This is a genomic window from Streptomyces sp. NPDC047981 (genome assembly GCF_040653315.1).
Lineage (GTDB): Bacteria > Actinomycetota > Actinomycetes > Streptomycetales > Streptomycetaceae > Streptomyces.
On the sequence record NZ_JBEZNQ010000048.1, the window covers coordinates 1 to 13,759 of the forward strand.

A 13,759-nucleotide genomic window follows, 5' to 3' on the forward strand; every position below is an offset into this window, starting at 1 on the left:
GCTGCGGCTGCTCAGCGGTGGCCTGCGCTGCGGCGGCGGCGCGCTCCGGCAGGACGGTGTCCGTGCCGGTGAGCGCGGGGGCGACGGTGAGGTCCCGGACGAACGACAGCGTGGCGTACTCCCGCAGGCTGCGCCGGAGCGGCTCGAAGAGGACGTCCCCCGCGCCCGCGACTCCCCCGCCCACGACGGCTATCGAGACCTCGACCAGGGTCGCGGTCGCCGCGATCCCGGCGGCGAGCGCCCGCGCGGCCCGTTCGTAGGAAGCCACGGCGACGGGGTCACCGGCCCGCGCCGCCGCCGCGACCGCCGCCGCGGACGTGTCGCCGTCGGGGCCGGGACGCCAGCCGCCCTCCAGGGCGCGCCGGGCGATCTGCGGGCCGCTGGCGATGCGTTCGACACAGCCGCGCCCGCCGCAGGCGCACAGGTCACCGTCGAGGTCCACGCTGATGTGGCCGATGTGGCCCGCGTTGCCGGTGGGGCCGGGGTGAATCCGCCCGTCGAGCACAAGACCGCCGCCGACGCCCGTCGAGACGACGAGGCAGAGCGCGTTGTCGTGGCCCCGGGCCGCGCCCCGCCAGTGCTCGGCCGCCGTCATGGCGACGCCGTCGCCGACGAGCGTGACGGGCCGTCCGCCGGTCGCCTTCCCGACCCGCTCGACCAGCGGGAATCCGCGCCAGCCGGGGACGTTGACCGGGCTGACCGTGCCGGCCGAGGCGTCCACGGGGCCCGCGCTGCCGATGCCGACCGCGCGCGCCGCGGCCCACAGGGGCGAGGCCTCCAGGTCGGCCAGCACCGCCTCGACCGCGCGCATCACCGTCTCGCCGTCCTCCTGGGCGGGAGTGGGCCGCTGGGCCCGTACGAGGATGTCGCCGGCGCCGTCCACGAGCGCACCGGCGATCTTGGTGCCGCCGAAATCGAGGGCGGCAACGAGGTCAGTCTGCATGTGCGCGGTGTCTCCAGAGAGGGCGAGAACGACAGATCGCTGTGACGTACAGTCTCCCCTGCCCTGACAACGTTGTCCAGGGCCTATGCTCGGACGAGACAGAGCCGATACCGAGGAGATTCGCAGACCGTGGCCGACACAGCCCGCCGCCCCGAGCACCGTTACGGCAATCGGCCCACGATGAAGGACGTCGCCGCCCTGGCCGGCGTCGGGCTCAAAACGGTCTCCCGCGTCGTCAACGGCGAGCCGGGGGTCACCCCGGACACCGAGCGCCGCGTGCAGGAGGCCATCGACTCGCTCGGCTTCCGCCGCAACGACAGCGCCCGCGTGCTGCGCAAGGGCCGTACGGCTTCCGTGGGTCTGGTCCTGGAGGACCTCGCCGACCCGTTCTACGGCCCGCTCAGCCGCGCCGTGGAGGAGGTCGCCCGGGCGCACGGGGCGCTGCTCATCAACGGCTCCAGCGCGGAGGACCCGGACCGGGAGCAGGAGTTGGCGCTCGCGCTCTGCGCGCGGCGGGTCGACGGACTGATCGTCATCCCGGCGGGCTCCGACCACCGTTACCTCGAACCGGAGATCAAGGCCGGTGTCGCCACGGTCTTCGTGGACCGCCCCGCGGGCGGGATCGACGCGGACGTCGTCCTGTCCGACAGCTTCGGCGGCGCGCGGGCGGGGGTGGCCCATCTGATCGCCCACGGACACCGCCGGATCGGCTTCATCGGCGACCAGCCCCGGATCCACACGGCGACCGAGCGACTGCGCGGCTACCGGGCGGCCATGGAGGACGCCGGGCTCGCTGTGGACCCGTCCTGGGAGTCGCTCGGCACCACGGCGCCCGACCGGGTGCGGGAGGCGCTCACCGCGATGCTCGCGGGCCCCGAGCCGGTCACGGCGCTCTTCGCGGGCAACAACCGGGTCACCGTCACGGCGGTCCGCGCCCTGGCCGGCCGCGAGCACCCGGTGGCCCTCGTGGGCTTCGACGACATCGAACTGGCCGACCTGCTCGGGATCACCGTGATCGCCCAGGACGCCGCCGCCCTCGGCCGGACGGCCGCGGAGCGCCTCTTCCGCCGCCTGGACGGCTTCGACGAGGAGCCGGCCCGCGTGGTCCTGGACACCCGGCTGATCGCCCGCGGGTCGGGCGAGGTGCCCCCGCCGCCGACCGCGTAGGGACGCGTGGGGAACGGCGCGGGCCCGTCGGCGGGGTGCCCCGCCCACGGGCCCGGAGGTGGTGCGCCCGTGGCGCACCCCGGTGCTACTGGGCCGTGGCCGTCAGGTCGCCGCGGCGCGGGGCCGCGAAGCGGTCCAGGTCGGCGCGGGTCAGGCCGGTGAGGGCGTCGACCTCGGCGGTGTCGAGGGCGCCGCAGTCGATGCCGCGCAGGAGGTAGGAGCTGAGCGCCTTCGCGGTGGCGGGCTCGTCCATGACGTCGCCGCCGGCGTGGTTGGCGTACGCGGAGAGGCGCTTGGCGGCGGCCTCGAAGCCCTCGCGGTAGAAGGCGAAGACGGCGGCGTACCGGGTCGGGATGTGGCCCGGGTGCATGTCCCAGCCCTGGTAGTAGGCGCGGGAGAGCGCGCGGCGGGTGAGGCCGTAGTGCAGGCGCCAGGCCTCGTGCACGTGCGCGGTGGAGCCGACCGGGAGGACGTTGGTGGAGCCGTCGGAGACCCGTACGCCCGTGCCCGCGGCGGCCACCTGCATGATCGCCTTGGCGTGGTCGGCGGCCGGGTGGTCGCTGGCCTGGTAGGCGGCGGAGACGCCGAGGCAGGCACTGTAGTCGAAGGTGCCGTAGTGCAGCCCGGTCGCGCGGCCCTCGGCTGCGCCGATCATGCGGGCGACGGCGGCGGTGCCGTCGGTGGCGAGGATGGACTGGCTGGTCTCGATCTGGATCTCGAAGCCGAGGCGGCCCTCGTCCAGGCCGTGGGCCTTCTCGAAGGCCTCCAGGAGCCGGACGAAGGCCGAGACCTGCTCGGGGTAGGTGACCTTCGGCAGGGTCAGGACGAGGCCGTCGGGCAGGCCGCCGTTCTCGAGGAGCCCGGTGAGGAAGACGTCGGTGGTGCGGATGCCGCGGTCGCGTACGGCGGCCTCCATGCACTTCATCCGGATGCCCATGTACGGGGCGGCCGTGAGGTTCTCGTACGCCTCCGAGATCAGCCGGGCGGCCCTGGCCGCGTCCTGGTCCTCGTCCTGGCCCGCGTAGCCGTCCTCGAAGTCGACCCGGAGGTCCTCGATGGGCTCGCGCTCCAGCTTGGCCCGTACGCGGCCGTAGACGTCCTCGGCGAGGTCGTCGGAGAGGCCGAGGACCGCGGCGAAGGAGGCGGCGTCGGGGGCGTGCTCGTCGAGGGCGGCGAGGGCCTGGTCGCCCCAGGAGCGGATGGTTCCGGCGTCGAAGACGTTGCCGGGGACGTAGACGGTGTGGACGGGCTGGCGCGTGCCCGGGTCACCCGGGTAGCGCCGGTCGAGCTCGGCGTCCACGCTTGCGAGGGAGGCGCTGATGCCCTCGCTGACCGCGCCGGCGAGGCTCGTCGACACCTTCTCCTGCTGACCCATCCCACATCCTCCTGTTTTCCGCTCCACGGAATCAACAATCCGTATAGCGAAGTTAGTAGTCGGCCAGGACCTGCGTCAATGGGTGTCCGAAACGGCCGGGGGCCGCGCGGTGATCATCACCACGCGGCCCCCGGACCGAACAGATCCCCAGGTCAGCCCTTGCGGGCCCCGGATCAGCCCTTGCGGGCCTGGATCTCCTGGGTCAGCTGCGGCACGACGTCGAAGAGGTCGCCCACCACGCCGTAGTCGACGAGGTCGAAGATCGGGGCCTCGGCGTCCTTGTTGATGGCCACGATGGTCTTCGAGGTCTGCATACCCGCGCGGTGCTGGATCGCACCGGAGATGCCGGAGGCGATGTACAGCTGCGGCGAGACCGACTTGCCGGTCTGGCCGACCTGGTTGGAGTGCGGGTACCAGCCGGCGTCGACGGCGGCGCGCGAGGCACCGACGGCGGCACCGAGCGAGTCGGCGAGCGCCTCGATGACCCCGAAGTTCTCGGCGCCGTTCACGCCGCGGCCGCCGGAGACCACGATGGCGGCCTCGGTCAGCTCCGGGCGGCCGGTCGACTCGCGCGCGGTACGCGCGGTGACCTTGGTTCCGGTGGCCTGGGCGGAGAAGGTGACGGCGAGCGCCTCGACGGCGCCGGCGGCCGGGGCGGCCTCGACGGGGGCCGAGTTCGGCTTGACCGTGATGACCGGGGTGCCCTTGGAGACACGGGACTTGGTGGTGAAGGAGGCGGCGAACGCGGACTGCGTCGCGACCGGGCCCTCGTCACCGGCCTCCAGGTCCACGGCGTCGGTGATGATGCCGGAGCCGATGCGGACCGCGAGGCGGGCCGCGATCTCCTTGGCCTCGGCCGAGGAGGGGACGAGCACGGCGGCCGGGGAGACCGCCTCGTAGGCGGCCTGCAGCGCGTCGACCTTGGGGACGACGAGGTACTCGGCGAACTCGGGGGCGTCGGCGGTGAGGACCTTCACGGCACCGTGCTCGGCGAGGGCCGGGGCGGTGGCCTCGGCGCCGGCACCGAGCGCGACGGCGACGGGCTCGCCGAGGCGGCGGGCCAGCGTCAGCAGCTCCAGGGTCGGCTTGCGGACGGCACCGTCGACGTGGTCGACGTAGACGAGAATCTCAGCCATGGGGATGCAATCTCCTGCGAACGAAGAGGGGCGGGTCGGACGGCTCGCGCGAGCCCTAGATGAACTTCTGGCTCGCGAGGTACTCGGCCAGCTGCTTGCCGCCCTCGCCCTCGTCCTTGACGATCGTGCCGGCGGTGCGCGCCGGACGCTCGGCGGCGGAGTCGACCGCGGTCCAGGAGCCCTCCAGGCCGACCTGCTCGGCGTCGATGTCGAGGTCGTCGAGGTCCAGGGACTCCACCGGCTTCTTCTTGGCGGCCATGATGCCCTTGAAGGACGGGTAGCGCGCCTCGCCCGACTGGTCGGTCACCGACACGACGGCCGGGAGCGAGGCCTCCAGCTGCTCGGAGGCGGTGTCGCCGTCACGGCGCCCCTTGACGACGCCGTCCTCGACGGAGACCTCGGAGAGCAGCGTGACCTGCGGGACGCCCAGGCGCTCGGCCAGGATCGCGGGGAGGACACCCATGGTGCCGTCGGTGGAGGCCATACCGGCGATGACGAGGTCGTAGCCGGTCTTCTCGATCGCCTTGGCGAGCACGAGCGAGGTGCCCATGACGTCGGAGCCGTGCAGGTCGTCGTCCTCGACGTGGACGGCCTTGTCGGCGCCCATGGACAGCGCCTTGCGCAGCGCGTCCTTGGCGTCCTCGGGGCCGACCGTGAGCACGGTGACCTCGGCGTCGTCGGCCTCTTCGGCGATCTGCAGCGCCTGCTCGACCGCGTACTCGTCGAGCTCCGACAGCAGGCCGTCGACGTCGTCGCGGTCGACGGTCAGGTCATCGGCGAAGTGCCGGTCGCCGGTGGCGTCGGGCACGTACTTCACACAGACAACGATCCTCAAGCTCACGCCGGCTCTCCTACTGCATCGTCATAACGGGGCTGCCTTGTTGCTCGCAGCATAGGCGCCTGAAGGGCGGGTTTCCGGTCGGGGCGTCCGACCGATCCCATCGGGATATTACTCGCCAGTACAGCCGTTCCGTTACCGCTGAGCAAGCGCTCAGGGTGTGACCTTGCCAACGCTCAGGTTAGGGCACCCTCAGTCACGCAGAGCGTGGAAGCTTCCCTGGTGGTAGAGGAGCGGACGCCCCTCGCCCGCCGGGTCCCCGGCCACGACCTCGGCGATCACGATCCGATGGTCCCCGGCAGGGACGCGGGCCACCACCCGGCACACCAGCCAGGCGAGGACCCCGTCCAGGATCGGGACGCCCTCGGGGCCGGCGCTCCACCGGGTCGGGGCGGCGAACCGGTCGGCTCCGCTGCGCGCGAAGGTCTCCGCGAGCCGCTGCTGGTGCTCGCCGAGGACGTGGACGCCGACGAACTCGGCCTCGGAGAGGACGGGCCAGCTGGAGCTGGAGGTGCCCACGCCGAAGGAGAGCAGGGGCGGCTCGGCGGCCACGGAGGTGAGGGAGGTGGCGGTGAAGCCGACGGGGCGGTCCCCGTGGGCGGTGACGACCGCGACACCGGCCGCGTGCCGCCGGAAGACGGAGCGGAGGAGATCGGGTGAGGCCGCGGGCGCCGGGGAGGCCTCACGGTCGGCGGCAGTGGCCTGGCGCGGGGCGCCGACCGTGCGGAGGAGGTCGGGTGTGACCGTCATGGAGTTGTCCTTCTGCGAGGGAGACATGCGGGGGGACCGGGGGTTCTCAGACACCCGGACAGCGCGCGCTCGCGTGACGGGCCAGGTCGACGTGGACCCGCCCGGTGAGAAGGAGTTCGGAAGGCACGTCGTCAGCCTGACGATCGATGGCCGGTGCAGTCAAGCGGGTACCGGGATGTGGGAGATGTGTCACCGCGTCAGACCGCGCGCCCCAGGGCCGCGATGACGTCGGCGCGCCGGGGCTGGCCCGAGGCCCGCACCACGACCCGGCCCGCGCGGTCGAGGACGAGCACGGTGGGGGTGCGGACGATGTCGTACTTCCGTACGAGGTCCAGTCGTTCCTCGGCGTCGATCTCGACGTGGCCCACGCCCTCGACCATGCCCGCGACCTCGGCGAGCGTGCGCCGCGTGGCGCGGCAGGGCTGGCAGAAGGCCGTGGAGAACTGGACGAGGGTCGCCCGCTCCCCCAGCTCGATGCCGGCCTCCGTACCGAGTCCCGTCATGTCTCCGTCTCCCTGTCGCTCCCCGACGCCCATACTCCCCCCGTGCAGCGTCCGCGACCGCCGAACGATTCCCGTCACGGCCACCGGGGGTGACGATTATCTCCCCGTGCGAAGCCGTCAGGACTGGTCAGCGGGGCCCACATGGGGCACGATCTGCCCAAAGCCGAAAACCTACGGCCGCGTAACTTCCGCCGGGAGAGCCCTCCCCAGGCACAGAAGAAGGGGTTCCTCTCAGATGGCAGAACTCGTGTATCGGCCGGTCATCGGTGCCGCACTGACCATGTTCAAGGCACTGGACCTCAAGATCGACACGCAGGGTTCGGAGCACATCCCGCGGACCGGCGGCGCGGTGCTCGTCAGCAACCACATCAGCTATCTGGACTTCATCTTCACGGGCCTGGCCGCGCTGCCGCAGAAGCGTCTCGTCCGCTTCATGGCCAAGGACTCGGTGTTCCGGCACAAGGTGTCGGGGCCGCTGATGCGCGGCATGAAGCACATCCCGGTGGACCGCTCGCAGGGCGAGCACGCCTACAAGCACGCGCTCGAGTCGCTGAAGGCCGGGGAGATCATCGGCGTCTTCCCCGAGGCGACCATCTCGCAGTCCTTCACGCTGAAGAGCTTCAAGTCGGGTGCCGCGCGCCTCGCGCAGGAGGCCGGGGTGCCGCTGATCCCGATGGCGCTCTGGGGCACGCAGCGCGTCTGGACGAAGGGCCGGCCGCGGAACTTCAAGCGCAGCCACATCCCGGTGACCATCCGGGTCGGCGAGCCGGTGGAGGCCTCGCCGGACCAGTACGCGGGCGCCATCACCCGGCGGCTGCGCGAGCGGGTCCAGGAGCTCCTGGAGGCCGCGCAGCGCGCCTATCCCGTACGCCCCAAGGACGCGACCGACACCTGGTGGGTGCCGGCGCACCTCGGCGGCACGGCGCCGACCCCGGCCGAGGTGAAGGACGCCGGCTGACGGCTCTGCCGTAGGGCGGCGGGGGCCGTGCCTACTCCGGGTCGCGGACCGTGATCCGCGCCCCGGGGCTCAGCTTCTCCAGCGACTCGGCCAGCTCCGCCCCGGCGGCGAGCAGCTCCTCGCGCGTCATGGGCGCGAGCGACTCCAGCAGGAAGATCGCGTTCACCGTGGCGTCGTCGATCCGGGTGCGCGGCCCCTGGCGCCAGTTCCAGCGGCGGCAGGTGACGCCGGCGTCGTCGCACCAGACGATCTCGCCCGGCTCCGGGTGCTCCACCGTCTCCGCGCCGCCCGCCATGGTCACGAACGGCTCGTCGCCGATGGCCCGGACGAGGCGCATGGCGCCCTGGATCCGGTCGAGATCCTCGCCGCCGGCGGGGATCAGGTGGCCGACGCTGATCGCGTTGTAGGCGTCGACGAGCCGGTTGATGCGGGGCAGTCCCCCGTCCGCGAGCGCGCGCTTGGCCAGCGCCTCGGCGGAGTTGCGGGTACGGGAGGGCTTGGCGCCGAACGCGGCGTACGCGGCGCGCCAGGCGGCGATGTGCGGGTCCTGGTCCGGGGTCCGGCCGTCGAGCCGTTCGGCGAGGCGCCGGGCCGCGTCGTCGAGCAGGGCCGCACTCGTCTCGTCACTGGGGCCGTTGACCAGCCCGTGCGCCTCGACCGCGAGATGCGTGAAGCCGGGGACGAGGGCGCGCACCTCGTCGGAGACGGTCAGGGTGAGAGACATGGTCGTCCTTGCGTCGGAGGGCGTACGACGGCGTCAGAGATCGGCCGGCAGGATCCGCAGGAGCTCCGAGCTGTCCCGCGCCGTGCGCATGGCGCTCACCACTCCCGCATGCGGTACAGCGTACAGCACTGCGTAGTCCATTTCATTGAACTCCGGGTCGGGCAGGAACGCCAGCCGCTCCTCCCCCAGCGAGAACGCGGCCTCCCGGCCCGGCTCTCCGCCTCGCGGATCCTGCCGGTGCCAGGTCGCCGCGCCGGGCAGGCGGACGGCGACGAGTCCGTGGAGCACCTCGAACTTCTGGTAGCCGAGCGCGGCCGGGATCGACTCGGCCCGCAGCAGCGCGGCGAGGGCGTGGGCCTTGGCGTGGCAGATCCCGGTGCGCTGTTCGAGGACGTCGGAGGCGCGCCAGGTGACGCGGGGGTCACCGGTGTCACTGGAGTGCGGGATCTCGTCCCGTACGAACTCGTACGCGGCCTGGGCGTATGCGTATACGTCGGGATGACGGGCGCGCAGTGCGGCGGCGATCTCCCTGACGACGGGGTGGTCGTGGTTGATGACCTCGTCGGCTGCGAGGTACGCGGAGAGTTCGGGGTCCTGCTGGATGAGCTCCATAGCCGGGGACCCTAGAAAGACGACGGACCGGAAGTCAATGGATTTCCGGTCCGCCGCATACTTATGTTGATCGCCGCGATGCTCTCGCTGTGGTGCTCTCGCTGCGTTGCTTTCGGATTGGCGCTACCGCGCCATCTCCTCCTTCAGCCCCCGCAGGAAGGCGTCGACGTCGTCCTCCGTGGTGTCGAAGGAACACATCCAGCGCACGTCGCCCGCCGCCTCGTCCCAGAAGTAGAAGCGGAAGCGCTTCTGCAGCCGGGTGGAGACCTCGTGCGGGAGCCGCGCGAAGACCGCGTTGGCCTGGACCGGGTAGAGGATCTCCACCCCGTCCACCTCCCGCACACCCGCCGCGAGGCGCTGCGCCATCGCGTTGGCGTGCTGGGCGTTGCGCAGCCACAGGTCCTTGGCGAGCAGCGCCTCCAGCTGGGCCGACACGAAGCGCATCTTGGAGGCGAGCTGCATGGACAGCTTCCGCAGGTGCTTCATGTGGCTGACGGCGTCCGGGTTGAGGACGACCACGGCCTCGCCGAACATCATGCCGTTCTTGGTGCCGCCGTAGGAGATCACGTCGACGCCGACCGCGTTGGTGAACGCCCGCATCGGCACGTTCAGGGACGCGGCGGCGTTGGCTATCCGGGCGCCGTCGAGGTGCACCTTCATGCCCTTGCCGTGGGCGTGCTCCACGATGGCCCGGATCTCGTCCACGGTGTAGACGGTGCCCAGCTCCGTGTTCTGGGTGATCGAGACGACCTGCGGCATGGCGCGGTGCTCGTCCTCCCAGCCCCAGGCCTGCCGGTCGATCAGCTCGGGGGTGAGCTTGCCGTCCGGGGTGGGGACGGTGAGCAGCTTGAGGCCGCCCATCCGCTCCGGGGCACCGCCCTCGTCCACGTTGATGTGCGCGGACTCGGCGCAGATCACCGCGCCCCAGCGGTCGGTCAGCGCCTGCAGGGCGGTGACGTTCGCGCCGGTGCCGTTGAAGACCGGGAAGGCCTCGGCGGTCGGCCCGAAGTGGCTGTGCATGATCCGCTGGAGGTGGTCGGTGTACTCGTCCTCCCCGTACGCGACCTGGTGCCCGCCGTTGGCGAGCGCGACGGCCGCGAGCACCTCCGGGTGGACGCCCGCGTAGTTGTCGCTGGCGAAGCCCCGGACCGACGGGTCGTGGTGACGACGGGCGTCGGTCTTCGCGGGCAGGCCGGTTGCGGGAGCCGGGTTCACGGCTTGGGGGTCAGCCACAGACGCTGTCCATTCACTTCCTGTGCGGGCCGCTCCCAGACGGAGGCGATCTCGTCGGCCAGATCCTTGACGTCGGTGAAGCCCGCGAACTTCGCATTCGGGCGCTCGGCGCGCATGGCGTCGTGCACCAGTGCCTTGATCACCAGGATCGCAGCCGCCGCCTTGGGGCCTTCCTCGCCCCCCGCCTTGCGGAAGTCGTCGCCCATGGCGAGCGTCCAGGCCTCGGCCGCGGCCTTGGCCGAGGCGTAGGCCGCGTTGCCCGCGGTCGGCTTCGACGCGCCGGCGGCGCTGATCAGCACGTAGCGGCCGCGGTCGCTGCGGAGCAGCGGCTCGTGGAAGGCGAGCGAGGTGGACTGGACGGTCCGGATGAGGAGCTTCTCCAGGAAGGTCCAGTCGGCCAGGTCGGTCTCGGCGAAGGAGGAGCTGCCGCGCCAGCCGCCGACGAGGTGGACCAGACCGTCGATCCGGCCGAACTCCTTCTCGGTCTTGTCCGCCCACTCCCGGGCCGCGCCGAGATCGAAGAGGTCGACCGTGTCGCCGATGACCGTGGCACCGCCGTGGGCGTACCGGGCGGCGTCGACCGCCTCGGCGAGCCGGGCCGGGTCGGCGTCGGCGCCGACGACGATGGCGCCCGCTTCGGCGAGGCGCATCAGCGTCGCCCGGCCGGCAGGACCGGCCGCACCCGCGACCGCGATGACGGCGCCTTCCAGCGGCCCGCCGTTCCCGTTGCCGTTCATGGTCGTCCCCTCCTCCTCCGTGACAGGGTTCACGCGGCAGCCTGCTCGGCCCGCGAAGCGTTCGCGGCGGTGATGCCCTTGGTAGCGGCGATCACGCCCTTCAGCTTCTTGGAGAGGGCCTCATAGAACATGCTCAGCGGAAACTCGTCCGGAAGCACGTCGTCGACGAGCTTGCGGGGCGGGAGGGTCAGGTCGAGGGCGTCGGGGCCCTTGGCCCACTTCGATCCCGGGTGCGGGGCGAGGTAGGTGGAGACGAGGTCGTACGCCTTGAACCAGTGGACCAGCTTCGGACGGTCGATGCCGTCGCGGTACAGCTGCTCGATCTCGGCGCAGAGCTGGTTGGTGACCTCGGGGGCGCGGTTCCAGTCGATCTTCAGCTTGTTGTCGGTCCACCGCACCACGTCGTGCTTGTGGAGGTACGCGAAGAGGAGCTGGCCGCCCAGTCCGTCGTAGTTGCGGGTGCGGTCGCCGGTGACCGGGAAGCGGAACATCCGGTCGAAGAGCACGGCGTACTGCACGTCACGCCCGTGGGCGTTGCCCTCGGCCTCCAGCTTCACGGCCTCCTTGAAGGCGGTGAGGTCGCAGCGCAGCTCCTCCAGGCCGTACATCCAGAACGGCTGGCGCTGCTTGATCATGAAGGGGTCGAACGGCAGGTCGCCGTGGCTGTGGGTGCGGTCGTGGACCATGTCCCAGAGCACGAAGGCGGCCTCGCAGCGCTTCTGGTCCTCGACCATGGCCGCGATGTCCTCGGGCAGCTCGATGCCGAGGATGTCGACGGCGGCCTCGGTGACCTTACGGAAGCGGGCGGCCTCGCGGTCGCAGAAGATGCCGCCCCAGCTGAAGCGCTCGGGGGCCTCGCGCACGGCGATGGTCTCGGGGAAGAGGACGGCCGAGTTGGTGTCGTAGCCGGCCGTGAAGTCCTCGAAGGTGATGCCGCAGAACAGCGGGTTGTCGTAGCGGGTGGCCTCGAGGTCGGAGAGCCACTCCGGCCAGACCATGCGCAGCACGACCGCTTCGAGGTTGCGGTCGGGGTTGCCGTTCTGGGTGTACATCGGGAAGAGCACCAGGTGCTGCAGCCCGTCCTGGCGGTCGGCGGCCGGCTGGAAGGCGAGGAGCGAGTCCAGGAAGTCCGGGACCTCGAAGCCGCCCTCGGCCCACTTGCGCAGGTCGGCGACGAGCGCGCGGTGGTACGCGGCGTCGTGCGGGACGAGCGGGGACAGCTGCTCCACCGCGGTCGCGATCCGCTCGACGGTGGCCTCGACGAGGGCGCGGGACGGCGCGCCCTCGGCGTCGAGGTCGATGGACCCGTCCTTGCTCTGCCACGGACGGATCTCCTCCACGGCATTCTTGAGCTCGGGCCAGGCAGGGTGCTGGATCACCGGAGCAGCGGTGGCTATCCCCCCACCGGTCGCGTCGGCCACAAGAATTTCCGTCATTTCACTTCCTCCACAGGAGAACCTCGCGTCAAGACACCGTATCCGCCCGAGGTTCCTCCGGACAAGAGGAGCAAGAGAAATTATCCTGTGCGACCCCCATGGTCACCGTTAATTTTCCTGTCCGGCGACGTTTCAGCACGCGCATCCGCGCCCTGAGGGCGTCCGCCAGCCAGGGGCCTGCCGGTGAAGTGGGGGATGACCTTGTCGCCCCATTGACGCAGGGTCTCCAGACAGGCCTCCTGCGGCACGGTCCCCATCTGCATCAGACACATGACCTCGTCGGCCCCCGCGTCCCGCAGCCGCTCCACGTACGCGATCGCGTCCTCCGCGGTGCCGTAGGCGTGGTCGGCGTTGAAGGTGGCCGTGGCGGTGGGGCGGACCGGGATGGACTGCTCATGCAGCCGCGCCTCGACCTGCTCGGCGGCGCGGCGCATCTCCGCCGCCTCGTCGGCGCCGTCCACCACCGCCTCGTCGGGGACACCGGCGCCGCCGTACCAGTGGCCGATCGACTGCGCGAAGAACCGCTGGCCCCGGATGCCGATCCGGCGCGCCTCGGCCCGGTCGTCGAGGACGATCGTGGGGCAGAGCACGGAGAAGTGGTCGTTGACGACCGTGGAGACGAACCGCTCCCCCGTGCGCTCGGCGCGCGCGGTGTCGTAGACCCGGCGCATCCCGGCGATCGACTCGGGCCCGGCGAAGCCCATCACCAGCGCGCCGATGCCGAGCTCGGCGGCCTGGACGAGGGTCTCGGTACGGCTGCAGGCGAGGAAGAGGGGCGGGTGCGGGGTCTGGCGCGGGCGGGGCAGGATCGGATGCGGATCGATCCTGATCAGCTCGGAGCGGTACTCCAGCTCGTCCTTCTGCCAGGCCCGGCCGATGATGCGGAGCGCGTCCTCGACCTCCTGGGTGGTGCGGTCCCGGTCGACCCCGCACAGCGAGGTCTCCTGTGCGGTGCCGCCGCGTCCCGCGCCGAGATCGAGGCGGCCACCGGAGAGCAGATCGAGCATCGCGGCGCGCTCGGCGACCCGGGCGGGGTGGTTGAAGTTGAACGGCATGCAGACCACACCGTGCCCGACGCGGATCCGGCTCGTGCGCGCGGCGACATAGCTGAGGAAGACCTCGGGTGCGGACATGTGGGCGTACCACTTCAGGGAGTGGTGCTCGACCGCCCAGACCCGGTCGAATCCCATCTCCTCGGCCAGCACGGCCTGCTCGACGCAGTCGTGGATGACCTGGTGCTCGTGGACTACGGTGGGGTCGGCCAGCTGCGCCTCGAAGATCACGGAGAACTGCACATGCCCTCCAGGGGGTTGTCTCGGGATGCTGCCCTCTCTTTCAATTCGTCAT

General features: G+C 71.6%; 14 protein-coding genes. 2 read left to right on the forward strand and 12 right to left on the reverse strand.

Features of this window, described 5'->3' with window-relative positions; translation table 11 throughout:
• A partial coding sequence (locus tag AB0E14_RS25700; RefSeq protein ID WP_362422572.1) for an ROK family protein occupies nucleotides 1–943 on the reverse strand: 943 nt, incomplete at its 3' end.
• Nucleotides 944–1,123: 180 nt separating this feature from the next.
• Here AB0E14_RS25700 and AB0E14_RS25705 point away from each other — a divergent pair.
• The gene (locus AB0E14_RS25705) at nucleotides 1,124–2,110 is read left to right on the forward strand and encodes a LacI family DNA-binding transcriptional regulator (protein ID WP_362422744.1); all 987 of its coding nucleotides are present in this window, start codon (nucleotides 1,124–1,126) and stop codon (nucleotides 2,108–2,110) included.
• Nucleotides 2,111–2,195: 85 nt separating this feature from the next.
• Here AB0E14_RS25705 and AB0E14_RS25710 read toward each other — a convergent pair whose 3' ends face one another.
• The 5 genes from AB0E14_RS25710 to AB0E14_RS25730 form a co-directional block, all read right to left on the reverse strand.
• A complete protein-coding gene (locus AB0E14_RS25710; protein WP_362422575.1) occupies nucleotides 2,196–3,485 on the reverse strand; it encodes an aldolase/citrate lyase family protein in 1,290 nt (429 codons plus the stop codon).
• 173 nt (nucleotides 3,486–3,658) lie between these two features.
• Nucleotides 3,659–4,621, reverse strand: a complete 963-nt coding sequence (locus AB0E14_RS25715; RefSeq protein ID WP_362422578.1) for an electron transfer flavoprotein subunit alpha/FixB family protein — start codon at nucleotides 4,619–4,621, stop codon at nucleotides 3,659–3,661.
• A 55-nt stretch (nucleotides 4,622–4,676) separates the two neighbouring features.
• Nucleotides 4,677–5,462 carry an electron transfer flavoprotein subunit beta/FixA family protein gene (locus AB0E14_RS25720; RefSeq protein WP_362422581.1) on the reverse strand — a complete coding sequence of 262 codons (786 nt, stop codon included), beginning with the start codon at nucleotides 5,460–5,462 and terminating at the stop codon, nucleotides 4,677–4,679.
• Between the two features lie 189 nt (nucleotides 5,463–5,651).
• Nucleotides 5,652–6,209, reverse strand: coding sequence for a flavin reductase family protein (locus AB0E14_RS25725; RefSeq protein WP_362422584.1), 558 nt, complete (start codon nucleotides 6,207–6,209; stop codon nucleotides 5,652–5,654).
• 197 nt (nucleotides 6,210–6,406) lie between these two features.
• Nucleotides 6,407–6,712 carry a thioredoxin family protein gene (locus AB0E14_RS25730; RefSeq protein ID WP_362422587.1) on the reverse strand — a complete coding sequence of 102 codons (306 nt, stop codon included), beginning with the start codon at nucleotides 6,710–6,712 and terminating at the stop codon, nucleotides 6,407–6,409.
• Between the two features lie 235 nt (nucleotides 6,713–6,947).
• Here AB0E14_RS25730 and AB0E14_RS25735 point away from each other — a divergent pair, with 235 nt between their 5' ends.
• A complete protein-coding gene (locus tag AB0E14_RS25735) occupies nucleotides 6,948–7,670 on the forward strand; it encodes a lysophospholipid acyltransferase family protein (protein WP_362422590.1) in 723 nt (240 codons plus the stop codon).
• Between the two features lie 31 nt (nucleotides 7,671–7,701).
• Here AB0E14_RS25735 and AB0E14_RS25740 read toward each other — a convergent pair whose 3' ends face one another.
• The 6 genes from AB0E14_RS25740 to AB0E14_RS25765 form a co-directional block, all read right to left on the reverse strand.
• A complete protein-coding gene (locus AB0E14_RS25740) occupies nucleotides 7,702–8,394 on the reverse strand; it encodes a phenylalanine--tRNA ligase beta subunit-related protein (protein WP_362422593.1) in 693 nt (230 codons plus the stop codon).
• A 33-nt stretch (nucleotides 8,395–8,427) separates the two neighbouring features.
• Nucleotides 8,428–9,006 (reverse strand): transglutaminase family protein, encoded by a 579-nt coding sequence (locus AB0E14_RS25745; protein ID WP_362422596.1) that lies wholly within the window; start codon nucleotides 9,004–9,006, stop codon nucleotides 8,428–8,430.
• A gap of 123 nt (nucleotides 9,007–9,129) precedes the next feature.
• The gene (locus tag AB0E14_RS25750) at nucleotides 9,130–10,239 is read right to left on the reverse strand and encodes a low specificity L-threonine aldolase (protein WP_362422599.1); all 1,110 of its coding nucleotides are present in this window, start codon (nucleotides 10,237–10,239) and stop codon (nucleotides 9,130–9,132) included.
• A complete protein-coding gene (locus AB0E14_RS25755; protein WP_362422602.1) occupies nucleotides 10,218–10,976 on the reverse strand; it encodes an SDR family NAD(P)-dependent oxidoreductase in 759 nt (252 codons plus the stop codon). Before AB0E14_RS25755 ends, AB0E14_RS25750 begins: the two co-directional genes overlap by 22 nt.
• Before the next feature lie 29 nt (nucleotides 10,977–11,005).
• Complete coding sequence (locus tag AB0E14_RS25760; protein ID WP_362422605.1) at nucleotides 11,006–12,412, reverse strand: DUF6421 family protein; 1,407 nt, start codon at nucleotides 12,410–12,412, stop codon at nucleotides 11,006–11,008.
• An 80-nt stretch (nucleotides 12,413–12,492) separates the two neighbouring features.
• Nucleotides 12,493–13,707, reverse strand: coding sequence for an LLM class flavin-dependent oxidoreductase (locus tag AB0E14_RS25765; protein ID WP_362422608.1), 1,215 nt, complete (start codon nucleotides 13,705–13,707; stop codon nucleotides 12,493–12,495).
• Between the last annotated feature and the right edge of the window lie 52 nt (nucleotides 13,708–13,759).